The organism is Ruegeria sp. CH11 (genome assembly GCF_056537105.1).
In genome coordinates, this window is sequence record NZ_JBQFQX010000005.1 from 119,481 (window position 1) to 144,129 (window position 24,649).

24 protein-coding genes are annotated in these 24,649 nt (G+C 57.9%); 17 read left to right on the forward strand and 7 right to left on the reverse strand.

Annotation, left to right across the window (positions count from 1 at the left end):
- The first annotated feature begins 101 nt into the window (after positions 1-101).
- Genes ACR0LX_RS10295 through nqrF form a run of 6 tightly spaced genes read left to right on the forward strand, consistent with a single transcriptional unit; the run spans position 102 to position 5,962 of the window.
- Positions 102-1,445, forward strand: a complete 1,344-nt coding sequence (locus ACR0LX_RS10295; RefSeq protein ID WP_480783641.1) for a Na(+)-translocating NADH-quinone reductase subunit A — start codon at positions 102-104, stop codon at positions 1,443-1,445.
- Positions 1,446-1,450: 5 nt separating this feature from the next.
- Positions 1,451-2,659: an NADH:ubiquinone reductase (Na(+)-transporting) subunit B gene (locus tag ACR0LX_RS10300; protein WP_480783642.1), complete on the forward strand. Its 1,209-nt coding sequence runs from the start codon at positions 1,451-1,453 to the stop codon at positions 2,657-2,659.
- Positions 2,652-3,467 (forward strand): Na(+)-translocating NADH-quinone reductase subunit C, encoded by an 816-nt coding sequence (locus ACR0LX_RS10305; protein ID WP_480574095.1) that lies wholly within the window; start codon positions 2,652-2,654, stop codon positions 3,465-3,467. Before ACR0LX_RS10300 ends, ACR0LX_RS10305 begins: the two co-directional genes overlap by 8 nt.
- Entirely contained in the window at positions 3,467-4,120 is a 654-nt protein-coding gene (locus tag ACR0LX_RS10310; RefSeq protein ID WP_170710614.1) for an NADH:ubiquinone reductase (Na(+)-transporting) subunit D, read from the forward strand. The genes ACR0LX_RS10305 and ACR0LX_RS10310 overlap by 1 nt, the downstream gene beginning before the upstream one ends.
- Entirely contained in the window at positions 4,120-4,728 is a 609-nt protein-coding gene (nqrE, locus tag ACR0LX_RS10315; protein WP_480574092.1) for an NADH:ubiquinone reductase (Na(+)-transporting) subunit E, read from the forward strand. Before ACR0LX_RS10310 ends, nqrE begins: the two co-directional genes overlap by 1 nt.
- A gap of 10 nt (positions 4,729-4,738) precedes the next feature.
- A complete protein-coding gene (nqrF, locus tag ACR0LX_RS10320; protein WP_480783643.1) occupies positions 4,739-5,962 on the forward strand; it encodes an NADH:ubiquinone reductase (Na(+)-transporting) subunit F in 1,224 nt (407 codons plus the stop codon).
- A 53-nt stretch (positions 5,963-6,015) separates the two neighbouring features.
- Here the strand turns inward: nqrF and ACR0LX_RS10325 are convergent, their stop codons facing one another.
- Both ACR0LX_RS10325 and ACR0LX_RS10330 read right to left on the reverse strand, forming a co-directional pair.
- Positions 6,016-6,477: a hypothetical protein gene (locus ACR0LX_RS10325; protein ID WP_480783644.1), complete on the reverse strand. Its 462-nt coding sequence runs from the start codon at positions 6,475-6,477 to the stop codon at positions 6,016-6,018.
- A gap of 10 nt (positions 6,478-6,487) precedes the next feature.
- Entirely contained in the window at positions 6,488-6,982 is a 495-nt protein-coding gene (locus tag ACR0LX_RS10330; RefSeq protein ID WP_480783645.1) for a hypothetical protein, read from the reverse strand.
- On the opposite strand from ACR0LX_RS10330, the gene ACR0LX_RS10335 reads away from it, so the two are divergent.
- Positions 6,969-7,730 carry a metallophosphoesterase gene (locus ACR0LX_RS10335; RefSeq protein WP_480783646.1) on the forward strand — a complete coding sequence of 254 codons (762 nt, stop codon included), beginning with the start codon at positions 6,969-6,971 and terminating at the stop codon, positions 7,728-7,730. The two genes, ACR0LX_RS10330 and ACR0LX_RS10335, sit on opposite strands and share 14 nt — an antisense overlap.
- Positions 7,731-7,750: 20 nt before the next feature.
- On the opposite strand, the gene ACR0LX_RS10340 is transcribed toward ACR0LX_RS10335, so the two are convergent.
- Complete coding sequence (locus ACR0LX_RS10340; protein ID WP_480783647.1) at positions 7,751-8,275, reverse strand: CBS domain-containing protein; 525 nt, start codon at positions 8,273-8,275, stop codon at positions 7,751-7,753.
- Positions 8,276-8,344: 69 nt separating this feature from the next.
- Here ACR0LX_RS10340 and ACR0LX_RS10345 point away from each other — a divergent pair, with 69 nt between their 5' ends.
- The 6 genes from ACR0LX_RS10345 to ACR0LX_RS10370 all read left to right on the forward strand — a co-directional run bounded on the left by ACR0LX_RS10345 (position 8,345) and on the right by ACR0LX_RS10370 (position 14,180).
- The gene (locus tag ACR0LX_RS10345; protein ID WP_480783648.1) at positions 8,345-8,584 is read left to right on the forward strand and encodes a hypothetical protein; all 240 of its coding nucleotides are present in this window, start codon (positions 8,345-8,347) and stop codon (positions 8,582-8,584) included.
- 66 nt (positions 8,585-8,650) lie between these two features.
- Positions 8,651-9,676 (forward strand): FAD:protein FMN transferase, encoded by a 1,026-nt coding sequence (locus ACR0LX_RS10350; protein ID WP_480783649.1) that lies wholly within the window; start codon positions 8,651-8,653, stop codon positions 9,674-9,676.
- Positions 9,677-9,691: 15 nt separating this feature from the next.
- Complete coding sequence (gene nqrM / locus ACR0LX_RS10355) at positions 9,692-9,922, forward strand: (Na+)-NQR maturation NqrM (RefSeq protein WP_480574069.1); 231 nt, start codon at positions 9,692-9,694, stop codon at positions 9,920-9,922.
- Between the two features lie 260 nt (positions 9,923-10,182).
- Positions 10,183-11,700 (forward strand): 2,3-bisphosphoglycerate-independent phosphoglycerate mutase, encoded by a 1,518-nt coding sequence (gene gpmI, locus ACR0LX_RS10360; RefSeq protein WP_480783650.1) that lies wholly within the window; start codon positions 10,183-10,185, stop codon positions 11,698-11,700.
- Entirely contained in the window at positions 11,697-12,830 is a 1,134-nt protein-coding gene (locus ACR0LX_RS10365) for a murein hydrolase activator EnvC family protein (protein WP_480783651.1), read from the forward strand. The genes gpmI and ACR0LX_RS10365 overlap by 4 nt, the downstream gene beginning before the upstream one ends.
- Positions 12,831-12,836: 6 nt before the next feature.
- Complete coding sequence (locus ACR0LX_RS10370; protein WP_480574060.1) at positions 12,837-14,180, forward strand: S41 family peptidase; 1,344 nt, start codon at positions 12,837-12,839, stop codon at positions 14,178-14,180.
- A gap of 42 nt (positions 14,181-14,222) precedes the next feature.
- Here ACR0LX_RS10370 and ACR0LX_RS10375 read toward each other — a convergent pair whose 3' ends face one another.
- From ACR0LX_RS10375 to ACR0LX_RS10385, 3 genes are all read right to left on the reverse strand, one after another.
- Entirely contained in the window at positions 14,223-15,749 is a 1,527-nt protein-coding gene (locus ACR0LX_RS10375) for an MFS transporter (RefSeq protein ID WP_480783652.1), read from the reverse strand.
- A 100-nt stretch (positions 15,750-15,849) separates the two neighbouring features.
- Positions 15,850-16,209 carry a hypothetical protein gene (locus ACR0LX_RS10380; protein WP_480783653.1) on the reverse strand — a complete coding sequence of 120 codons (360 nt, stop codon included), beginning with the start codon at positions 16,207-16,209 and terminating at the stop codon, positions 15,850-15,852.
- 11 nt (positions 16,210-16,220) lie between these two features.
- Positions 16,221-16,982, reverse strand: a complete 762-nt coding sequence (locus ACR0LX_RS10385) for a DUF6478 family protein (RefSeq protein ID WP_480783654.1) — start codon at positions 16,980-16,982, stop codon at positions 16,221-16,223.
- Positions 16,983-17,215: 233 nt separating this feature from the next.
- Here ACR0LX_RS10385 and ACR0LX_RS10390 point away from each other — a divergent pair, with 233 nt between their 5' ends.
- Genes ACR0LX_RS10390 through ACR0LX_RS10405 form a run of 4 tightly spaced genes read left to right on the forward strand, consistent with a single transcriptional unit; the run spans position 17,216 to position 23,442 of the window.
- Positions 17,216-20,296, forward strand: a complete 3,081-nt coding sequence (locus ACR0LX_RS10390; protein WP_480783655.1) for an ABC transporter transmembrane domain-containing protein — start codon at positions 17,216-17,218, stop codon at positions 20,294-20,296.
- On the forward strand, positions 20,286-21,185 hold the full coding sequence (locus ACR0LX_RS10395) for a CPBP family intramembrane glutamic endopeptidase (RefSeq protein WP_480783656.1): 900 nt from the start codon (positions 20,286-20,288) through the stop codon (positions 21,183-21,185). The genes ACR0LX_RS10390 and ACR0LX_RS10395 overlap by 11 nt, the downstream gene beginning before the upstream one ends.
- 59 nt (positions 21,186-21,244) lie before the next feature.
- Positions 21,245-22,171, forward strand: a complete 927-nt coding sequence (gene accD / locus ACR0LX_RS10400) for an acetyl-CoA carboxylase, carboxyltransferase subunit beta (protein WP_480783657.1) — start codon at positions 21,245-21,247, stop codon at positions 22,169-22,171.
- The gene (locus ACR0LX_RS10405) at positions 22,168-23,442 is read left to right on the forward strand and encodes a bifunctional folylpolyglutamate synthase/dihydrofolate synthase (protein ID WP_480783658.1); all 1,275 of its coding nucleotides are present in this window, start codon (positions 22,168-22,170) and stop codon (positions 23,440-23,442) included. Before accD ends, ACR0LX_RS10405 begins: the two co-directional genes overlap by 4 nt.
- Before the next feature lie 37 nt (positions 23,443-23,479).
- Here the strand turns inward: ACR0LX_RS10405 and zapE are convergent, their stop codons facing one another.
- The gene (gene zapE, locus ACR0LX_RS10410) at positions 23,480-24,538 is read right to left on the reverse strand and encodes a cell division protein ZapE (protein WP_480783659.1); all 1,059 of its coding nucleotides are present in this window, start codon (positions 24,536-24,538) and stop codon (positions 23,480-23,482) included.
- Positions 24,539-24,649: the final 111 nt, after the last annotated feature.

The window sequence follows — 24,649 nt, forward strand, 5'->3', positions numbered from 1 at the left end:
GTTTCGTCGGTGCCGGGTTTGATCATTCGCACTGTTTCGGATCGTCGGGTGACGGCAGGAAACATGAGGCGCAAGAAAGAGGCTTGGAAGAACGTAGCGACATGCAAACTTTCAAACTGAAAAAAGGGCTGGACCTGCCGGTTGAGGGCGCGCCCGAACAAAAAATCCACCCCGGACCAGAGTTTTCAACCGTTGGTGTGCTGGGCGGCGATTACATCGGTCTCAAACCCAAAATGCTGGTGCAGGAAGGCGAGGACGTGCAGCGCGGTACGCCGCTGTTCTGCCACAAGGATGCCCCTGAGGCGATGATGGTCGCCCCGCTGAGCGGCAAGGTCGTGGCCATAAACCGAGGCGCCCGTCGGGTTTTGCAAAGCGTTGTCATCGAGGTTTCTGACGCGAATGACACCGGCGTGGACTTTTCCGCAATTGGTGACGCAACAAGCGCCGAAGGCGTGACGGCCAAACTTTGCGCGGCCGGTCTGTGGACCGCATTCCGCACGCGGCCATATTCGAAATTGCCGCAACCCGGCAGCAAACCAGCTGCAATCTTCGTGACGGCGATAGATACAGATCCCCTGGCCGGTGATGCCGCGCTGATCATTGCCGATGCGGCCGATGCTTTTGCCGCGGGTTTGGCCGCCATAACCCATCTGACGGATGGGAAGACGTATCTGTGCCACGGCGAAGGAGCTTCGGTTCCGGGCTCTGACGTGCAGGGGGTCGAGGCCGCATCCTTCTCGGGGCCGCATCCAGCGGGTTTGGCTGGGACGCATATCCATTTTCTGGAACCGCTTGCCGGTGACAAGCAGGTTTGGACGATCGGCTATCAGGATGTGATCGCCATCGGTCGGCTGGTGCAGACCGGTCATCTGGATCCGAATGTCGTGATCGCGCTTGCTGGTCCGGGCGCGCGTCAACCGCGCCTGATCCGCACCGTCATGGGGGCCTCGACCGATGATCTGACGCGGGATGAAGTATCGGTTGACGGAACCGCGCGGATCATCTCGGGTTCGATCCTGTCCGGTACACAGGCCGAAGGTCCGACAGCCTATCTTGGTCGTTTCGCGCGTCAGGTTGCGATCATTCGCGAAGATCCCGACCAGCATACGCTAGGCTGGATTCTTCCGATGCCGTCCAAATACGCGGTGCAACCGGTTCTGGGCTCGGCCTTTGCCAAGAAACTGTTTGCGTTCACTTCGAACCTGAACGGCGGGCGTCGCGCGATGGTTCCAACGGGTACGTTCGAGCAGCTGATGCCGCAGGACTATCTGCCGACACAGCTGCTGCGGGCGCTGCTGGTCATGGATACCGATACTGCACAGGCTCTGGGCGCGCTGGAACTGGACGAAGAGGACATGGGCCTTGTGGGTTTTGCCTGTCCGGCAAAATATGAATACGGGCTGGCGCTGCGCGACTGCCTGAACAAAATTGAAAAGGAGGGCTGATCCGAATGGGTTTGCGCAACTTCTTTGATCGGATTGAGCCGAACTTTACCAAAGGCGGCAAGTACGAGAAATATTTTCCCATCTACGAGATGGTGGAAAGCTTCATTTACACTCCGAAAACCGTAACCACTGCTGCACCGCACGCTCGGTCTTACGTCGATATGAAGCGGATCATGACCTATGTCGTGATCGCGACGATCCCCTGCATTCTGTGGGGGATGTACAACACCGGCTATCAGGCGAACTCGGCTATAGCTGCGCTAGGGCCGGATTCAGCGACGGGCTGGCGGATTGCGATATTGCAGACGTTTGGCATTTCGCTGAACCCCGACAGTGTCTTTGCATGCGTCATGCACGGGCTGATGTACTTCCTGCCGATCTACATCGTGACGCTGGTTGCCGGTGGTATTTTCGAGGTCATTTTCGCGACCGTGCGTGGTCACGAAGTGAACGAAGGTTTCCTTGTTACGTCAATGCTTTACACCCTGATCATGCCCGCTTCGGCACCGCTTTGGCAGGTGGCGTTGGGCATCATCTTCGGTGTGGTCATCGGCAAAGAGGTTTTTGGCGGCACCGGCAAGAACTTCCTCAATCCCGCGCTTGTCGGGCGTGCCTTCCTGTACTTTGCCTATCCGGCGAACATGTCGGGTGACACCGTTTGGACCCCGGTCGACGGGTTTTCGGGCGCAACTGCGTTATCGGTTTCCGCCTCAAAGGGATATGAGGCGCTGGCCACCGATGGGATCACCTGGTGGAACGCCTTCTTCGGCACTATTCAGGGCAGTTTTGGCGAGACCTCGACGCTGGCCATCATGATCGGCCTGGCCTTTCTGCTGATGACGCGGATCGCCAACTACCGCCTGATCGTTGGATGTCTGGCAGGCACGATTGGCTTTACCCTATTGCTGAACCTGATCGGATCGGACACCAATCCGATGTTTGCGATGCCGTGGTACTGGCATGTTGTCATCGGCGGTTACGCCTTTGGTCTGGCTTTTATGGTCACCGAGCCTGTATCCGCCAGCCACACCAATCTGGGTCGCTATATCTATGGTGCGCTGATCGGTGTCATGGTTGTGATGATCCGTGTGATCAACCCGGCCTTCCCCGAAGGCATGATGCTGGCCATCCTGTTCGGCAACGTCTTTGCACCGCTGATCGACTATTTCGTCGTGCAGGCCAACATCAAACGGAGGGCGCGTCGCCATGTCTGATCCGCAACCTCAAGAACCCAAGGGCATGATTGCCAAGTTTCTGGCGGCCTCGCCGGACTCGGTCGGCAAGACGATCTTCATCGCGGTGGCGGTCTGTCTGGTAGCGTCGATGGTCGTTTCCGCAGCTGCTGTCAGCCTGCGCCCCGTGCAGGAGGTCAACCGTCTGAAGGACAAGCAGGTCAACGTTTTGCAGGTCGCAGGTGTCTACGAGCCTGGCATTGACGTGACCGAAGCCTTCGCCGCGTTCGAGCCGCATGTGCTTGAGTTGTCGACAGGTGAGTTCGTTGACGATCAGTTCGACGCCGCCACGTTTGATGATATCGCCGCTGCCAGCGATCCCGAGTTGAGCGTCGCGCTGGACGATGATCCGGCGGGCATTGGTCGCAAGTCCAAATACCGGGTGATCTATCTGCTCCGCGACGAATCTGGTGGTTTGGACAAGGTAGTACTGCCGCTGCACGGCTACGGCCTTTGGTCGACCCTCTTTGGCTTCATAGCGCTGGAAAACAACGGCAACGACATCTTCGGTTTGCAGTTCTATCAGCACGGTGAAACGCCGGGCCTTGGCGCCGAAGTGGACAACCCGCGCTGGAGGGCGTTGTGGAACGGCAAAAAGCTGCGCGACGACAATGGTGATTTACAGATCACCGTGTCGAAATCGCAGCCTGCGGCTGGGCCTGACTTTTACGTCGACGCGCTGGCTGGTGCCACACTGACCTCGGTCGGTGTCGACAATCTGGTTAAGTTCTGGATGGGTGATGCGGGCTATGCTCCGTTCCTGGCCAAACTGCAAGCAGGAGAGATTTGATGTCCCAGACCAAGAAAGAAATGCTGGTCGACCCGCTTGTCGACAACAACCCGATTACACTTCAGGTGCTGGGTATCTGTTCGGCTCTGGCGGTGACCTCTTCGCTGCAGGTGTCGATGGTGATGGCGCTGGCGGTGATCTTCGTGACCTCGTTCTCATCCTTCTTCATCTCTTGCCTGCGCAACCAGATCCCAGGTTCGATCCGGATCATCGTTCAGATGGTGATTATCGCTTCGCTGGTGATCCTGGTGGATCAGATCCTCAAGGCCTACGCGTTTGAGATTTCGAAAACCCTGTCCGTGTTCGTGGGCCTTATCATCACCAACTGTATCGTGATGGGCCGGGCCGAGGCGTTTGCGATGAAGAACCCGCCGGTCGCGTCTTTCATCGACGGTATGGGCAATGGCATGGGCTATGGCCTGATCCTGCTGCTGGTCGGTTTCATTCGCGAGCTGTTTGGAGCAGGGTCGCTGTTCGGCGTAACCATTCTGCAAACAGTCAACAATGGTGGCTGGTATGTACCAAACGGCATGCTGCTGCTGCCGCCTTCGGCGTTCTTCATCATCGGTCTGATCATCTGGGCCTTCCGCACATGGAAGCCGAACCAGGTGGAAGAACGTGAATACAAAATCCAGCAGGTAGAGGCCCACTGATGGAAGGTCTGATCTCACTAGCCGTAAAGGCCATCTTTGTCGAAAACCTCGCACTCAGCTTCTTTCTGGGGATGTGTACCTTCATCGCCGTGTCCAAGAAGATTTCGACGGCGCTTGGTCTTGGGATTTCAGTGATGCTGGTTCAGGCCATCACAGTGCCCACCAATAACCTGCTGCTGAACTACCTGCTGAAGCCAGGCGCGCTGTCCTGGGCCGGGTTCCCGGATGTGGACCTGACCTTCCTTGGCCTGATCTCGTATATCGGCGTAATCGCGGCGATGGTGCAGATCCTGGAGATGATCCTCGATAAGTACTTCCCGCCGCTCTACAACGCGCTGGGGATCTTCCTGCCACTGATTACCGTGAACTGCGCCATTCTGGGTGGTTCGTTGTTCATGGTGGAACGTGACTATAACTTTGCCGAGGCCGCGACTTATGGCCTGTCTTCGGGCTTTGGCTGGGCACTGGCGATTACCGCGATGGCGGGTGTTCGGGAAAAGCTGAAATACTCGGACATTCCCGACGGTCTGCAAGGACTGGGTATCACCTTCATCACCGCAGGACTGATGGCAATGGCCTTCATGTCCTTCTCGGGCGTGAAACTGTAAGGAGGGCGCAATGGAAACTTTTAGCCTGGGCGTCGTCCTTTTCACCCTGATCGTTATTGCTCTGGTGGCCATCATCATGGCCGCACGCTCGCGATTGGTGTCGACCGGTGACGTGAACATCACAATCAACGGCGAGAAAACCATCTCGGTACCTGCTGGCGGCAAACTGCTGCAGACGCTGGCGGCCGAAAAGCTGTTCGTACCGTCCGCTTGCGGTGGCGGCGGAACCTGTGCCCAGTGCCGGGTACGCGTCCATTCCGGTGGCGGATCGATCCTGCCAACCGAAGAAAGCCACATCACCAAGCGCGAAGCTGCCTGTGGCGATCGTCTGTCCTGTCAGGTCGCCGTCAAGCAGGACATGGATATCGAAGTCCCCGAAGAGGTCTTTGGTGTAAAGAAATGGGAATGCACGGTCCGCTCAAACGAGAACGTTGCAACCTTCATCAAGGCCCTGACGCTGGATTTGCCCGAAGGCGAAGATGTAAACTTCCGCGCTGGTGGCTACATCCAGATCGAAGCACCCGCGCACCAGTTGGCCTACACTGATTTCGACATTGAAGAGGAATATCGCGAGGACTGGGATCGCTTTAACTTGTGGCAATACAAGTCCGTGGTGAGCGAACCGATCGAACGTGCTTACTCGATGGCAAACTACCCGGACGAAAAAGGCATGATCATGCTCAACGTTCGGGTTGCCTCGCCGCCTCCGGGTTCTGAGGGTATTCCCGCTGGTCAGATGTCGTCCTACATCTTCAACCTCAAGCCGGGCGACAAGGTCACGATCTCGGGTCCGTTCGGCGAGTTCTTTGCCCGCGAGACGGAAAAAGAGATGGTGTTTATCGGCGGTGGTGCAGGCATGGCTCCGATGCGCAGCCATATCTTCGACCAGCTCAAGCGCCTTGAGAACCGTAACCGCAAGATCAGCTTCTGGTATGGTGCGCGGTCAAAGAAAGAGATGTTCTTTGTCGAGGATTTCGACACGCTTGCCAAAGAGTTCGATAATTTCGACTGGCATGTGGCGCTGTCGGATGCCCAGCCCGAGGACGACTGGAAGGGCTATACAGGTTTCATTCACAACGTGCTGTTCGACGAATACCTCAAGAACCACCCCGCGCCTGAGGATTGCGAATATTACATGTGCGGTCCGCCAATCATGAACCAGTCGGTCATTAACATGCTGCTGGATCTGGGCGTGGACCGCGAAGACATCATGCTCGACGATTTCGGCGGGTAGAGCTTGGGGAACCGGCGCTTTTGGCGCCGGTTTTCTTCTATGGGCGGGCCGACTTACTCGTCCCGCTTTTCCTTTAGAAGCGCAGACAGGATCGGCACCAAAAGTGCCGGAAGCGCGCCGAAGGGGTTTGCTCCGATATTCTTGACGGCTTGCACAAGATCTCTCGCGTCCGCCGCCATGTCCTCAAGCTCGTCCTCGATATCGGTGATAGCCATATCGCGAACCTCGATCGCTGGGGCGATTTCGGCCTCGGCACTGATGCTTTTGGTGAACAACACAAGCAGCCCGGACAGAAACAGATTTGCAACCGCCAAAATCGCGGCCGCATAGGCGGGCGAAACCCAGGCTTTCAGCGCGAAAAAGAATGCAACATTTAGCAGAACCAGCCCAGCCAGTGCCGCGATACCGGCCAAGACCATCAAGATGGTCTGTTGCTGCATAACCGCCAATCGGCGCCGCGTAATCAGCCGCTCGGTTCGATAGATCGTCGTCAAATTCCTGCTGATCCGGTTCATGATTATTTTCCTATTTTTGTGTTCGACCAACCAGATAGCCCAGCGCAAACGCAGCGATCAGGGTCGTGATGGGATATGATTTTTGCAGGCGACCGAATTCGGCCACGACTTTTTCGCCGACCTCTTCGGCCTTTGTCAGATCAATGCCATGTTCTGACAGCAACGCTTTGATTTCCTCGGCCGTTTTGTTCGGTGTGGATGCGTCGGAATCCTTGTCGTTCGCCGGGGTGTTTTCGGCCTTTGCCGCCAACTGGGCATTACGTGTTCGAAGCTTTTCCAACTCGGTCTCGAGTTGCGCTTTGGTCACCATGGGCAAACAATCCTTCCTGTGCTGGTTCCGCACGGCCACATATACGGGCGCGCAAAGATGTCCGGGGATATGAACATGTGATCCGACGCGGGTAAATGCCGTTGTCGCCGGCAGCAGGCAGAGGTGGCAATCCGCAATTGCCGCAATAGCGTTGGCAGGGTAGGGATCATGGCCAATGGTGATGCGATTGATCAAAAACCTGTTCTTTGCGCCAAAGTGCGATTGGGCGCCGTCGACGCTGGCGCCGGACGCGCGGTTTTACGTTATTGGAGACGTGCATGGACGTCTCGATCTGTTAGAGCAGTTGTTGCCGGAACTGGATACGAATTGCCCGGTTGTTTTTGTCGGCGACTATATCGATCGCGGGGAAAACAGCGCTCAGGTGCTGCGCCTGGTCCACGAACTCAGCAATAGCCAACGCGAATTCATCTGTCTGTTGGGCAATCACGAGGAGATGCTTTTAGGGTTTCTCGACGACCCGCACCCATCGGCGGCAATGTGGTTGCGCAATGGAGGGGCGCAAACCTTGGCGTCGTTCGGGATAAGCGATGAAACTGTATTGACAGACGGTGCCGAAAAGATCGCCGACAGATTGCGCAGCGAGATGGGCGAGACCCTGCTCAGCTGGCTACAGGACCGCCCTCTGGTCTGGACCAACGGCAACGTCAACGTTGTTCACGCAGCGCTTGATCCGGGCAAGCCCGTTGGCAATCAATCCCGACAGACTTGCCTTTGGGGCCATCGCCAGTTCCCCCAGCGACAGCGTAAGGACGGGCAATGGGTTATCCACGGCCACACGATTGTCACGGACCCGGCGGTGGCGAACGGAGTGATTTCGGTGGATACCGGCGCGTTTGCCACCAATATCCTGACCGCAGCTGAGGTGTCACACGGTCAGGTCAGGTTTCTTTGCACCGATCGCGCCGGCGTCATCCGTCTTTAGGCTGACAAGTTGCGGCGTCGCTAGCCGACGATCATCTGCTTCATACGAAGCGCCTCGTATTCCAGTTCTTTCAAACGGAAATGAACCACATCGCCGATGGTGATAACGCCGCGCAAATTGCCGTCACTCAAAACCGGCATATGGCGGAACCGGCCTTCGGTCATGGTTTTAAGAACCGTGTTCAGATTGTCTTCGGGGGCACAGGTCTGCACGTCGCGGGTCATCAGCTCCTCGACCGATTGCGGTAGGGTTTGACCGGGTGTGTCCGCCATGCGGCGTACAATATCGCGTTCGGACAGGATGCCTTGCAAAGCGCCGTTCTGATCGGTCACCACGACCGCGCCGATATGTTTGTCGCGCAGAATGTCGACGACCGAATGAATGGTGTCGTTGGGCCGAACGGCGATCACGGCGTCCCCTTTGCCTTCCAGCAGCTTTGCCACGGTTGTATTGGAATGCGACAAATTCGACTCGATCGACTGGCTGCGGGTGGTGGCATCGGCCTTGTCGCCGCGTGTAGGCGGCTGGTAAGAGCTTGGGGCCATGGACGGTCTCCTCAGACTTGGGTATTGGCTGTCTCTTCTACCTTATCGCAGGGGAAAGTCCTGTATAGGGTGCAAATTGGAAATCTGGCGCAACTGCGCCGCATCGCAGGGAATTTCTATCGCATGAGCCACCTGTACCTGACCCCTCCCGTGGCTGTGGCGATCTTCCTGGGTGTGGTCATTTGCGGTCATAATTTCCGGAGGGTTTGGAAGCAGCAAGCACCCGGCTGGAAAACACGTGCCTGGATATTCGGGGTTCCGGCCGCGCTCGGATTGCTGGCGTTGGGGTTTTTGCCGCTGAAACTCTAGGCCCGGTTTGACTCTGACTGGGGGCGCTGGCATACGCCGGGCACAGTTCTCGCACGAGGTTTCAAGATGCGCCACCTGACAGCCCTGGCTTTGACGCTTTCCCTGACCGGTTGCCTGTTCGGCGACGAACCGGACGTGGTCCGCCTGTCGGGCGAAACCATGGGCACGACGTTCAACATCACCGCAATCGGGGACGATCTGGACGAAGAGGCGCTGGCGGCATCGGTGCAAGAGGCTTTGGCTGACGTTAACGCCAAGATGTCAAACTGGGACCCGAACTCGGAAGTGTCGACATTCTCTGCCTCAGCCAGCACGGACCCGGTGGCGGTTTCCAAGGAATTTGCGCTGGTTCTGGCCGCCGCGAACGAGGTTCACGCAAAGTCGGGCGGTACATTTGATGTGACGCTTGGCCCGCTGATCGAACTATGGGGTTTTGGCCCGCGCAAACCGGAAGATCCGGTGCCGTCGGAGGTCGAAATCCAGACCGCGTTGAATGCTGTTGGGCAGGATCGTCTGCTGACCTTGGACCAAGAGGCAGGAACCCTGACGAAATCCGACGGCGGTGTTGGGATCAACCTGTCTGCCATCGCCAAAGGTTATGGCATTGATGCGGTTGCCGAAACCCTGAGCGCGGAGGGGATTGAAGATTACATGGTTGAGATCGGCGGCGACCTGGTTGCCAAAGGCGAAAACGACAAGGGCGAAAGCTGGCGTATCGGAATCGAAAAACCCGAGGCTGGTGCGCAGAGCATTCAGATGGTCGTTCCTGTCGCTGATCTGGGCATGGCGACCTCGGGCGACTACAAAAATTTCTTCGAACAGGACGGTGTGCGCTATTCCCATATCATCGATCCAACGACCGGGCGTCCGATCACGCACCGTACGACCTCGGTGACTGTTCTGGCAGAGAACGCAATGATGGCGGACGCATGGGCGACTGCGATGCTGGCGCTGGGTCAGGAAAAGGGCCTGGAACTGGCAGAACAGCATAAAATTGCCGTGTTCTTCATCTCGCGGGATGTGACAAGTGGCGACGATGCCTATATCACCGTACAAAGCAGCGCGTTCAAGGACGCGCTGGGGACCAACTGACAGGTAGGAACCGGGATGACCACATTTATTTTGGCCTTTGGGCTGCTTCTGATCGTCATGGTTGGTATGTCGCTGGGCGTCATGCTTATGGGCAAGACGATCAAGGGCAGTTGCGGCGGGCTGAATGCGATCTCGGGCGCGGATAAATGCGTGGTTTGCAAAAAAGATATCGACCCCGACAGCCCTTTGCGTGATCAGTTGCAGTGCAAGCGTGCGAAAAAGATGCTGCAACGCATGGAAGGCTAAGCTGCCGCTTTTGACAACTCGAACACAGACGCATCGGTGCCGACACGCGCGTGACTAACCCGCGTCAAGCCGATGCGGATTCGATTTTTCCGAAGGCGGTCACGAATTGTGCCTCAACAGGCCGCTATCATAGGGCGCGACGTCGCACCGACAACAAAGACCATGTACGTTAATTTTGATTAACCCATGGCAAAAGGCGGTTCACCCCCGCGCGGGCAGGGGATAGAAGAGACGTCAAGAGCAGCCATCGGAGAGCATCAATGACCGTCCCCAAGCCCGTAGTCCTGTGCATTCTCGACGGTTGGGGGCTTTCAGATGACACGACTGCTAACGCACCTTTGCTGGCGAACACACCGACATTTGACGCGATCATGTCTAATGGCCCGCACGCCAAATTGATCACTCATGGACCTGATGTGGGCCTGCCCAGTGGCCAGATGGGAAATTCCGAAGTTGGTCATACCAATATCGGCGCGGGTCGGGTGGTCGCTATGGATCTAGGGCAGATCGATCTGGCAATCGAGGATGGCACTTTTTTCGAAAATGACGCATTGCAAGCCTTCATTACCCAAGTGAAGGCAACAGGCGGAACCGCGCATCTGATGGGGCTGATCTCGGACGGTGGCGTACATGGGCATTTGAACCACATTGTCGCCGCTGCCAGGGCGATCACGGATGCGGGGGTGCCGGTCGCCTTGCATGCGATAACCGACGGGCGCGATGTGGCCCCGAAATCGGCATTGACCTACGTTGACGCTCTTGAGGAACGCCTTCCGGACAATGCCCACATTGTCACTGTCTGCGGTCGCTACTTTGCGATGGATCGGGACAATCGATGGGAACGTGTGTCCGAGGCCTACGCTGCCATGATCAACGGGCAGGGGCGCGCCGCGCAAAGCGCCCGGTCTGCGGTGGATCAGGCCTATAACCTGTCAGAGACGGATGAATTCATCGTTCCGACAGTTCTGAGCGGATTCGATGGCTTAAAGGACGGTGACGGCTTCTTTTGTCTGAACTTCCGCGCTGATCGGGCGCGCGAAATACTACGCGCAATTGGTGAGCCTGGGTTTTCGGACTTCGACACCGGCCCACGTCCGCAGCTTGCCGCGCTTTTGGGCATGGTCGAGTATTCGGATGGCCACAACACATATATGACGACGGTATTTCCCAAACGGGAAATCGTGAACACTTTGGGTGAATGGGTCGCCAAGCAGGGGCTGCGACAGTTCCGGCTGGCCGAGACCGAAAAGTACCCGCATGTGACGTTCTTTCTCAACGGCGGCAAGGAAACGCCTGAAGAAGGCGAGGACCGCTATATGCCCAAATCGCCCAAAGTCGCGACCTATGATCTGCAACCGGAAATGTCTGCCTCGGAAGTGACCCGCAAATTTGTCGAGGCGATCGAGGCAGGTTATGACCTGATCGTAACCAACTACGCGAACCCGGACATGGTTGGCCATACCGGCGATCTTCAGGCGGCCATGAAAGCGTGCGAAGCCGTGGATCAGGGGCTGGCTCAGGTCGTTGCAGCGCTCGAAAAGGCGGGTGGCGCGATGATTGTCACCGCCGATCACGGAAATTGCGAACTTATGGTCGATCCTGAGACTGGTGGCCCCCACACCGCGCATACGCTGAACCCGGTTCCGGTTGCATTGGTTGGCGGTCCGGCGGATGCCGTGTTGCGTGATGGGCGCCTGTCAGATCTTGCACCGACAATTCTGGACCTGATGGGTTTGCCCAAGCCGTCCGAAATGACCGGAGAAAGCCTGATCAAATGAGGTTACGCGCGCTTTGTCTCGCAATGTCCCTGTGCCCCGGCGCGGCGATGGCGCAAAGCGATCCGTCGCAGGCGGCGCTGGAGGCTGCGGCGCAGCTGGAACAAGCCTCGGTCGCCCTAAGCGAAGCAGACAGCGCGCGCGACCGCGTCCGCGCCTTGACCGACACCATTCAGGCCTACGAAACCGGCCTGTCCGCGATGCGTGATGGCCTGAGGCGCGCTGCGCTGCGCGAGGCGCAGCTGACCGCAGAGTTGCAGGCGCGCGAGGAAGACGTCGCCCAGCTGCTCGGAGTTCTCCAGACCATTGAAACAACAGCGCCACCGGTACTGATGCTGCATCCTTCGGGGCCGCTGGGGGCCGCGCGCACCGGCATGATGCTGTCCGAGGTGACCCCGGGCCTGAACGCGCGGGCGCAATCTCTGGCCAATGATCTGAACGAAGTGCAAACGCTGCGGACCTTGCAGCAAAACGCGGCGGATACGCTGACCGAAGGGCTGACCGGAGTACAGGATGCGCGCACGCAACTGAGCAATGCCATAGCTGATCGAACCGATCTGCCGCGCCGCTTTGTTGAAGATCCGGTGCGAACGGCGATCCTGATCTCGTCAACCGAAACGCTGGACGGGTTTGCCAGCGGTCTGTCCGAAATCTCTGGTGGTGCGATTGCCGAGACCGACGCCGACATATCGGCCCGCAAAGGCCAGGTCGAATTACCGACCCAGGCCGTTATTCTGCATCGCGCGGGCGAGACGGATGCTGCTGGCGTTACCCGTCCGGGTCTTGTGTTGGGTACGCGCCCTCGCGCGCTCGTGGTGTCGCCCACCGCAGCCACAATCCGTTATCGCGGGCCGTTGCTGGATCTTGGCAATCTGGTCATTCTGGAACCGCAGCCGGGGTTGTTGTTTGTATTTGCAGGCTTGCAAGAGGTCTATGGTCAGCCCGGTCAGGTCATCCCCGCAGGCACTCCGGTCGGGCTTATGCCCGGAGAAACGCCCGGAATCGGCGCTATTATGTCAACAAGCGGTGATGGCACTGGAACTGACCGGTCAGAAACGCTCTATATAGAGGTAAGACAAGACAACAGCCCCGTTGATCCGGACAGTTGGTTCCGGACAAACAAGGATGGATAAACGAGTATGAAGAAATTTATGATGGCCGGTCTGGCCGGTACTGTGGCAGGGATTGTAGCAACCACTCAGATCGCGGGTCCGCTGCTGGCGCAAGAGGCCGAAAGGAAGGCTGACGTTTATCAGCAACTCGACCTGTTCGGCGACATCTTTGAACGTATTCGCGCGCAATATGTCGAAGAGGTCGAGACAGATGATCTGATCGAGGCCGCGATTGACGGTATGCTGACCTCGCTTGACCCGCATTCCAGCTATCTGTCGCCCGACGATGCCGAGCAGATGCGCGTGCAGACGCGTGGCGAGTTCGGCGGCTTGGGCATCGAAGTCACGCAGGAGGAAGGCTTTGTTAAAGTCGTCTCGCCTATCGATGGCACTCCAGCGGATGAGGCCGGGATTGAGGCTGGTGATTTCATCACCCATGTGGATGGCGAAAGCATCCTTGGTCTGACACTCGATTCCGCCGTTGACCTGATGCGCGGCCCTGTCGGTTCAGAAATTGTGATAACCGTTGTACGCGAGGGCGAGTCGGAGCCGTTCGACGTGACGATCATCCGCGACACGATCAAGCTGACCGCCGTACGCGCGCGTACCGAGGGCACCAGCGTGGTGCTGCGGGTGACGACGTTCAACGATCAGACCTATCCCAATCTCAAGGAAGGTCTGGAAGAGCAGATCGATGAGGCCGGTGGCCTTGAAAACGTCAACGGCATTGTTCTGGACTTGCGCAACAATCCGGGCGGGTTGCTGACCCAGGCCATCAAGGTGTCCGACGCGTTTCTGGACGAAGGCGAAATCGTTTCGACCCGCGGCCGCAACCCAGAGGATGGCGAGCGATTCAATGCCACCGTTGGTGATCTGACCGGTGGCAAGCCGATCGTTGTTCTGATCAATGGCGGGTCGGCATCCGCATCTGAAATTGTGGCCGGCGCCTTGCAAGACCACAACCGCGCCATCGTCGTGGGCACCAAGAGCTTTGGTAAAGGATCGGTTCAAACGGTCATGCCACTGCGCGGCGATGGGGCCATGCGCCTGACGACCTCGCGCTACTACACACCGTCTGGCCGGTCGATCCAGGCGTTGGGTGTCAGCCCGGATATCATCGTCGAACAACCGCGCCCGGAACCCGCGACCGAAGAGGAAGAGGAATCCAACGCCCGCACCCGGTCAGAGGCGGATCTGCGGGGCAGTCTGAACAATGACAGCCTCAGCGAAGATGAAATCCGTCAGATCGAAGAAGACCGCGCCAAGGCCGAGGCGACCGCCGAGCTGCGCGAGCAGGATTATCAATTGGCCTACGCGATCGATATCCTCAAAGGGCTGTCGGCGTTCCGACCGAATGGTCCGTCGCAGTAAACGATAAAGGGCCGCGCCAGTCGCGGCCCTTTCACTTTGCGGCTACCCTTCAACTTTATGCAGTTTTTTCTCATCCAGCATCAGCGCGAGAACAATTCCGACAGCGACCGAGAATGTGGCAAACACAAACGCCATGTTCATGCCGCTGTCAAAAGCCGCCGCGAGGGCTGATCTGACCTTTTCCGCCTCTGCTGCGCTGAGGTTGTGCAATACAGCCTGCGCGGATGGCGTATCCAGAGTACCGCCATTGATCGTCCTTTGGTCGGCGTCCGACAGAGAAATCCCGTCAGCCGCAAGCGATTTGCCCAGACTGGCAAGGCTGGTGACATACATGATCGCTGTGGCACAAGCGACCGCGATGGCCCCGTACACAAGATGTGTCATGAAGCTGAGCCCGCCGACCAGACCAGCGCGTTCGGGCTTGACCGCACAGACGGCAGCGGTACCGGATGGGCCTACGGTCAATGTCGCGCCCAGGCCGATCATTGCCATACCGGGCAGGATCTGGAAGTACCCGAACCCTGCAGGAAGAACAACGACACTTGCGGCACCTACTGTGGCGCAAACGTAACCCCAAAACAGCAGCCGCTTGGGGCCGAAGTCGTTGTAGAGCGTCCCTGAAACTATGGATCCGACCGCCAGCAACAAGGTCAGCGGGGCGAGGCCCAGAGCCGACTGGAAGACCGACCATCCAAGAACCTTCTGCATGTATTGCGGGAAATACAGCAACCCGACAAACGCGGCGGCCACGTTGAACATGTTCAGGCCGAGGGTGATCAGAAACTCTCGGTTCTGCATTAGCTGCGGCAGTAGCAGCGGTTCCTTCACGCGCTTTTCGATCCTTGGAAACAGCACGAACAGCGCCGCGCTGAGCACAAACAGCAACAGAAGCGGAGCCGATGTCCAACCCCAATCTGCCCCAACATCCAGCGCGTAGAGCAGCAGCAGAACAGCGACCGACAATATGCCGACACCGGCAAAATCAATGTGCTCGCCCTGTTTGTGTTTGGTTTCCTTTTCCAACAAGATGATCGCCGTGACCATCGAAACGCTCGAGAATATGACGTTGGCCAGGAAGAACAGCCTCCAGTCGCCAAAACTGACCGCCGCCCCACTGATCAGGGGTCCAAAGACGTTGCCTGTGGTTACGCCTGCAAGAATTAGTCCCATGACCAGCGCGCGATGTTTCGGTTTTGAAACTTTCGTTGCCCCGAACGCCAGCGTGCAGGGCCAGACGCAGCCCGCGCCAATGCCCTGCAACGCGCGCGCACCGATCAGATAGTCCAACCCGGGTGAAACAAGGCACAGAACCGAGGCGAACAGGAAAATCGCCAGCCCGATGATCATCACCTTGCGATGGCCATACATGTCACCCAGGCGCCCTCCGGCCACCATGGTCATCGCAAAAAACAGCGCATAGATGTTCAGAACCCATTGGGTGCTGGTGATGTCTGAATCAAAGCTGTTTTCGATGGCGGGAACCAGCATCAGCGCGCCGGTGAAATCGATACCGATGCCAAACCCCGTCACCATCAGGGCAATGACCTTGAGGATACTATTGCGGTTCATGGAGCCACCCGGTTTGTCTGGAATGCCCCAATGATGCACGCAACCGGTGAAATTGATAGAAAAAACTGGCTTTGCAGCCCCGCGAAGAAGTGCCGAGTCGTCAGTCTTCGGGCGTATTTGTCCGGCGAAAGGCGCGTTTCAGCATGTCTAGCTCGGCGCGCAGCAATCCAATCTCGGCTCGCAGATCCGCAGCGGCGGGCTCACCGGCGATGATGGTGAAATCGCCCAGCTTTTCCTTTGTATCCTGGTTGTAGATGACGATGCAGTGAACACCATCCGACAAGGCGGCGTTGGGAACCGGCACACGGAGGGTCCACCCCTCGGCATTTTGGATCAGCGCAACATCCGGGAGCGCCGCGCCCAAATAGACCGCTTCGACACGAGGTTCCGTTTCCGCTGCAATGTGTGCTTCCCATAAGGCGTTTTCAAACCGGGTGGGGGTCAGGGTGATCTCTGTCAATTCGGAGTCCCTCAAAGATCGGCCCGGTGATGGCGGCATAGGGTCAGATCACGCAGCACCAGTTTGTTCATAGCCGGGTCTTCCAGGATCATATCCAGCCACAGCTTTTCTATCCGCCGCTCGTTCAGTGTCAAATGTGCCAGGTCGAAATCTACCGATACTTGTGATGCGCTGGTATCAAGTTCGCGCAACACCTCTTCTGTATTGGGGCCATGCTGAACGTTCAAGCGGGCGAAAATCCTGATCGAACGTTCGCTTTCCAACAGGCAATCCAGTCGCATCAGATGCTGGCGGGTCAGCCCTCTGGCGACGGTCGGGGGCAGTTCGACGGACAGGGACAGAAACGAACCGTCAAAGCCAAAGGTTTCGATGGCCAGCGAAAACGGCGCAAGATCCCTGTCGCGGCGGTTGCGTATCTGGCGCATTGCGATCTCGGCCAGCGGGCAATCGTGAAATAGGGTGACCTGACCGTCCAATTTCGCCTTGCGTGGGGCCGAGGCCAGACCCGCGCGGTGCAGAGGCTCGCGCCAGAGGTCCGGGCGCCAGGACCAGTCGGTACCCAGCGGCGTTGAGAAACGGGTCGACCCGATCAAAGGTCGCACCAGTCGCCCGTCGGCTTTCTGAATCAGACGGTCCAGGCGCGCCCTAAGCTGCCGCGCCTCATCGCGTCGCTTGCGCAGGTCAGCAATCGGGGCATGATCGGCATCTTGCTCGGCGCGCAGCCACCGCGAAAGAACGCGGCGATGAATATGGCGGTCTAGAATTCTGCCCATAGCATCGGTTCCCAAATCCTATCCCTCTTTAGTCAAAATCGGGGGAGAGAATAAAGATACCCATAAGCCAAGGGTGATGAATTTTTTGGTATCTCGAACGATAATGGCGCTTCACCTGGCTTGTATTCGCGCATTCTTGCATTAGGTGAGGGGGCCACGTACCTTCGGCGACCGCAGGGCGCGGCGTTTTCATCGTTTCCGAAAAACACTGATTAACAAGACAGGGCAGGGGCATGGAACGCACCCTATTTTCATTCATCTGGAAATACTCGAAAAAGCAGCAGCTTGTGTTGCTGGTGCTTACGGTTCTGTCGTTTCCGTTCCTATACGCTTCGCTGGAGCTGCCCAAGCAGATCATCAACGATGCCATTGGTGCGCCGACCGCGACGGTCACGTTCTTCGGCTTCACGGTTACGCAGATTCAGTACCTGCTGATCTTGTGTTTCGCGTTTCTGGCCACGGTCATCGCCAGTGGTCTGATGAAGATGCGCATTAACACGATGAAGGGAATTCTGGCGGAACGCATGTTGCGCCGCCTGCGGTTCACGCTGATCAGCCGGTCGATGCGGTTTCCCAATTCCTATTTCGCCGCCACCAGTCAGGGAGAGCTGGTGTCTATGATCACATCCGAGGCTGAACCCATGGGCGGACTGATGGGCGACGCCATCGCGCAGCCCGTGTTTCAGTTTGGTCAGATGATGACGATCGTGACATTTCTGTTCATGCAAAGCGTCTGGTTCGGTCTGGCAAGCATTGCGCTTATACCTTTGCAAGCCTGGTTGATCCCCAAATTGCAACGCCAGATCAACCTGTTGAACAAGGACCGCATTCAGGAAGTCCGTCACCTGAGCTCGGAGATCGGCGAAAGTGCGGCAGGTATCAGCGATCTGCGCACCAATGGCGGCTGGCGTTATCGGTTGGCCCAATTCAGCCACCGTTTGGGAACCTTGTTCGAGATCCGCTTCAAGATCTACAACAAGAAATTCTTCATGAAGTTCCTCAACAACCTGATCACGCAGATGACACCGTTTCTGTTCTACTCGGTCGGTGGCTACCTTGCGATCACGGGTGAGGTAACCGTTGGCGCCCTGGTGGCGGCATTGGGTGCCTACAAGGACCTGAGCGGTCCTTGGAAGGACCTGTTAACCTATTACAATCAGGTTCAGGACATGTCGCTTCGGTGGGAGATCGTGACCGAACGCTTCGCACCATCCGGCATGATCCCAGAAGAACTGTTCGAGGGTGAACCGGAAACCATCCCACATCTGACCGGGGACATCGAACTGCGCAATGTCACCGTGCGGGATGATGACGGCAAGACCATCCTCGAAGATATCGACCTGACCATCCCTCAGGGCGCACGCGTGGCGATCAAGGCGACCCATGCAGCGGAACGCACAGCGTTGGCGCAATTGTTGACGCGCGAGGTTCTGCCGGTTCAGGGCGACGTCGTCATGGCCGGGCACAGGCTGAACGAGTTGCACCAGAAGGTCATCGCGGCGCGGATCGGCTATGCTCATTCGCGGCCTTACCTGTTTGACGGCACTTTGGGTGACAACCTGCTGATGCCTTTGCGCACCCATCCGCAGCATGAGAGCGATGCATTGAAACTGCCATCCCGCCGTCAGATCGAGGCCGTGCGCGCAGGCAATCCACCAGACTCGCTGAGCGATGAATGGATCGATCCGGCTCTGGCCGGTTTGGATGACATCGAAGAGATCCGCAACTGGTGGTTCCAGCTGGTCGAAGCGATGGGCATTGACGAGTTCATGTTCCGGCGCACGTTGCGGTCCCAGTTCGACCCCGAACTGCACCCTGAGCTGGCGCAGGAAATCGTCGATTTGCGCGGCAAAATCGCAGAACGGCTCAAGGAATCCGGATTGGACCAATACGTCTATCGGTTCGAGTCCGACCGGTTCAATCCGGCTGTCCCGTTAGGTGGTAACCTTCTGTTTTCCGCCCCTAAAAAGGAAATCTCGGCCGAGTCGCTTGCAGCGGACGGACGCTTTTTGTCAGTGCTGACAGCGCACGGGTTGGACGATGATGCGCTTGCGATCGCCGAGGCGGTGCTGGATACCCTGAACCAGACCTTCGGCCGCGACGGAACTGACCACCCGCTGTTTCTGAGGCTGGGCTTGTCCAAGGATATGTATCACCGTTTGCTGGATATCGAGGACCGCAGACGGGCCAAGGGCGATGATGAGATCAGCCTACAGGAGCGGACGCTGCTGCTAACCGTGCCCTTCATGCTGACTGCCGAACAGATCGGTCCCAGTTTTCCCGAAGAGTACAAAGAAAAGATCCTGTCCATTCGTCAAAACCAGGCCGAACAGTTGCGCAATACGATGGACGGGATGTTTGTTCCGCTCGCGCCGGATGTCTATCTGCCACGCCTGACCGCGCTGGAGAACGCGCTCTATGGGCGCGTATCGCTCATGGCCGGTGCCAAGGCGGACGAGATCGAAAACCTGGTCGCCGAGATCCTGAGCGAAGCCGATTTGCGCCGCCAGGCAGCGGCGATCATCTACGATTTGCCAGCGGGGCTGGGTGGAAACAACTTGCCTACGGTTTTTCAGGAACGCGTCTCTTTCTCGCGGGCAGGGATCAAGCGTCCCGATGTGTTGATCCTCGACAAGGCGCTGGCCAGCCACGATACCGAAAGCCGTCTGCGGACGCGGCTGAAACTGCGCGAGTTGCTGCCTCAATCCATCATGATCTTCATGGAGGACCATTTCGCCCATCCGGAAGCCTATGATCTGTTTGTCGAAATCAAGGAGGGCCGCATCGACGGCGTGTCTCGGACCAGGGTCGAGGATGAAGACGACCTGTCCGATGACCTGAGTCGTAAGCTCAAGATCATCTCCTCGACAGAACTGTTCTCAAGGCTTGATGGACGAAACCAGCGTCTGTTGGCGTTTTCCGCGCAATGGTACGAAGCTGCCGAGGGGCAGACAATCTTTGCCCGCGGTCAGGCCCCGGACGCAGCCTATCTTTGCATCTCGGGAGAAGCCAATCTGTACTGGGAGACCGAAGATGGCGAGCGCCGGCCTCTGAGCACGATCGAGCCGGGTCGCCTGATCGGGGATTTGGCGGTGATTACTGGCGAACCACGACAAATCGATCTGGTTGCGACGCAGCACTGTACCTTCCTGCGGATCGGAGCTGAGGAGCTCAGAGCGGTTGTGGAAAGCGACGCAATCGTCGCGATGCAATTGCTGGAAACTGTGGCGGGCTACCTGACAACATTGGGAGAGCGGGTGCGGTTGTCCAATCTGCCGTTGGGCGACGAGCCCGAGACAAACCATGCCGGATAGGATGCAGCGCGCGACCTATTCCAGCCATGAGATGTTGGTCAAGCCTGTGCGGGAATATCCTGAACTGTGGCGGTTGCTGGTGGGGCTGTGCGTCATCGGTCTTGTAGTCACGTTGTCGAATGCGGCGGTGTTTGCCATTGTTGCGAGTACCGCTGGTCCGAATTGGGCCGAGTCATTGTTGCAAGGTTCAACCCCATCGGCATTACTTGTCATTCTGACCAGTTTTGTGTTTGCGATAGTCGGTGTGGCCCTGGCGGCCAGGCAGTTTCAGCACCGGGCGTTGATCTCAGTAATCGGCGCACCAGCGTTGGCGCTGCGGCAGTTCTGGCGCGTGTTTCGGGTTCTGGTCCTTCTAGCTGCTGTCGTGCTTGTTCTGCCACCTTATGGCATGGGCGCACCGTTGGTTCCGAATCTGCCCCTGTCGAAATGGCTTTTGCTTTTGCCGTTGTCCGTTGGTGCCGTTCTGATTCAGACCAGCGCCGAAGAGATTCTGTTTCGTGGCTTCCTGCAGCAAAGCCTTGCTGCCCGGTTCCGTGCCCCGGTTATCTGGATGGGCGTGCCTGCGGTGCTGTTCGCAGTCGGTCACTACGATCCCGGCGCATCGGGTGAGAACACGATGCTGGTTGTGATCTGGGCTGGGGTTTTTGGGGTGTTGACCGCAGACCTGACCGCACGGTCAGGTACACTGGGCCCCGCCATTGCCCTGCATTTCTGCAACAATGCCTCGGCCTTGTTGTTGTTTTCCCTGCCGGACATGCTGGGTGGTTTGGCGTTGTATCACGTTCCATTTGACGCGACCGACACCGGATTGCTCCGACAGTGGCTCTATGTGGATTTTGGATTGATGATCGTCGCGTGGTTATCAGCACGGCTTGCGCTCAGGCGCTGATTGCATTTCCTGCGCGGGCGTCTTATTTGACGTCAACATCGCATCAGCAAGGTTCCGACATGAACTGGATCACAAACTACGTCCGCCCTCGGATCAATTCGATCTTCTCGCGCCGGGAAGTGCCGGAAAACCTTTGGCACAAATGCGATGAATGCGGAACGATGCTGTTTCACCGCGAACTTGCAGAGAACCAGAACGTTTGCACGCAATGCGGACATCACATGGCAATCACACCGCGCGACCGGTTCGGTCACTTGTTTGATGGCGGTATCTTTACCGAGGTAGCGGTTCCCGCCCCCAATGATGACCCGCTGCATTTCCGCGATCAGAAGAAATACCCCGACCGCATGAAGGCGGCACAGAAGAAGACCGGCGAAAAAGAAGCAATGCTTGTTGCCACGGGTGAAATCGGGCGCACGCCGATCGTGGCCGCCGCGCAGGATTTTTCGTTCATGGGCGGCTCGATGGGCATGTATGTCGGCAACGCCATCATTGCCGCCGCGCAAGAGGCGGTAAAACTCAAACGCCCGTTGATCCTATTTTCTGCGGCCGGTGGCGCGCGTATGCAGGAAGGTATCCTGAGCCTGATGCAGATGCCCCGGACTACTGTTGCGGTCGAGATGCTGAAAGAGGCCAACTTGCCCTACATCGTCGTCCTGACCCACCCTACGACGGGTGGCGTGACTGCGTCTTACGCAATGTTGGGCGATGTTCATATCTCAGAGCCTAATGCGCTGATCTGTTTCGCCGGACCACGGGTGATCGAACAGACCATTCGTGAAAAATTGCCCGAAGGGTTCCAGCGCGCCGAATATCTTCTGGATCACGGCATGCTGGACCGCGTCACCAAACGGACCGAGATGCGCGAAGAGCTGATTACCATCACGCGCATGCTGATGAATCAACCCCCCGCCGTCAAAGGCGATTTGCCCGCGCCTGAACCCGAAGAGGAACCGGCACCCGCCAAGGGCGCGGACCAGAAATGACAACTGCGAATTCGGACGTCATCCTTGACCGGATGATGGCGCTGCACCCGAAAATCATCGATCTGACGCTGGATCGTGTGTGGCGCCTGTTGGCTGCGCTGGACAATCCGCAGACCAAGCTGCCACCCGTGATCCACATTGCCGGGACCAATGGCAAGGGATCGACTCAGGCGATGATCCGTGCGGGGCTTGAAGGGTCCGGGTTGACGGCCCACGCTTATACCTCCCCGCATCTGGCTCGGTTCCACGAGCGTATCCGCCTTGCTGGCGAGCTGATTTCCGAGCCTGCTTTGTCTGCGGTTCTGGACGAGTGCTACGCCGCCAATGGTGGTGAGAACATTACCTATTTTGAGATTACGACTTGCGCAGCACTGCTGGCTTTCGCGAGGGCGCGCGCCGACTTTACGCTGCTTGAGGTCGGTCTGGGTGGGCGTTTGGACGCCACCAATGTCATTGAACAGCCGGTCGCGACAGTGATCACACCGGTCTCGATCGATCATGAGCAGTTTCTGGGCGACACGCTGGGCAAGATCGCGGCGGAAAAGGCTGGGATCATCAAACCCGGTGTACCCTGCATTGTTGGCCCGCAAGAAGACGAAGCGCTGGAGGTCATCGAATACACCGCCGCGCGTCTGGGTGCACCGCTGCTGGTGCACGGTCAGCATTGGCACGTCCACAAGGAAAACGGTCGCCTTGTCTATCAGGACGAAACTGGCCTGCGCGATCTGCCATTGCCGAACCTGCTTGGCGCGCATCAGATCGTGAACGCGGGGGCGGCGCTGGCTGTCTTGCGCCATCTGGATTTGGGTGAAGACGCCTATGAGGCCGCGGTCACCAAGGCCGAATGGCCCGCTCGGATGCAACGGCTGAAAACCGGACCGCTTGTCACGCAAGCCCCTCAGGCCGAGCTTTGGCTGGATGGGGGCCACAATGCCGCCGCAGGTCACGCGATTGCTGATGTCCTGGCGATGCTGCCTAAGAAACCGACCCACATGATCTGCGGGATGCTCAATACCAAGGATGTGACCGGTTATCTTGCGCCACTTGCAAATCAGGCGGACAGCCTGACCGCCGTTTCGATACCCGGAGAGATGAACACTCTGCCCGCCGACGACACCGCCGCCGCTGCGGCACAAGTCGATTTGCCCGCAAAGACGGCCAACAGCGTGTCTGACGCGCTGCGTGAGATCACCGAAAACGACCCGCAGGCGCGTGTTCTGATCTGTGGCTCGCTCTATCTGGCGGGGAACGTTCTGCGCGAAAACGGCTGAGTATCTCCCTTACAGATCTCTTGCGAGGTGCCGCGCTTTACTTTCCCCAATCCTTGTCCTGCATTTCCCGCAGACGTGAGGCAGTGCGTTCGAACTCGAACGTGCCTTCGCCTTCGACATACAACATCTCGGGCTCGGCTGCCGCTGAACAGATCAGCCTGACCTTCGCTTCGTAGAGTGCATCGATTAGGGTGACGAACCGCTTGGCCTCGTTGAAGTTGTTGCGCGACAGCTGTGGAATATCCTCCAACACCAGCACCTTCAGGGCTTCGGCAACCGCCAGGTAATCCCCCGGGCCCAACATGCGCCCGCACAGATCATAAAACGATGCGCGCGCCACACCGTTGCGGAAGGCGGGCAGGGCGACCTCGCGCCCTTTGACCTGCAGCGCCAAAGGCTCGGCAGGACCACCGGACAGGTCATCCCAAACGGCGCGGATCTTGGCCCGCGCCTCGGGGCCGATTGGCGAAAAATAGACCGGCGAGCCTTCCAGTCGGTTCTGCCGATAATCGGTGGGCGAAACCATCTCCCACACTTGCAGTTGATCTTTGATGTGCTGGATGAAGGGCAGAAACAACTGTCGGTTCAGCCCGTCCTTATACAGATCATCCGGGTGCCGGTTCGAGGTCGTAATCACCACGACACCCCCCGCGTTCAGCAGGTCGAACAGGCGGCCAACGATCATCGCGTCTGTGATGTCGGTGATCTGCATCTCGTCAAAGGCCAGAACCCGTACAGATTTCACCACCTTCTCGGCGACTGGGGCCAAGGCGTCTTCGACACCGTCTTCGCGCGCCTTGTGCAGGCCCGAGTGAATTTCCTGCATGAATGCGTGAAAGTGGACACGCCGCGCAGAAATATCCCCCAGCGTATCAACGAACATGTCCATCAGCATCGACTTGCCGCGACCAACGCCGCCCCACAGGTACAAGCCTTTTGGCGGCGGTGGAGCCTTTCGGAAAAGCCCGCGTTTGACAGGCGCCGCCAGTGCTGCGCTGATACGGTCGAAATGGGGCAGGACGGCTTCTTGCGCCGTGTCCCGGGTCAGCGAACCATCGGCGATGCGCGCCTCATAAAGCGAAGTCAGATCCGTCATATCAGAGCCATAGCGCCCAGTTTGCATGTTGAAAAGCAAGCATTTGGCGGGCGCATCAATTTTGCTTATCCGTCAGGTCAAAACTCGTGAATTGACCGGGTGCAAAATCCC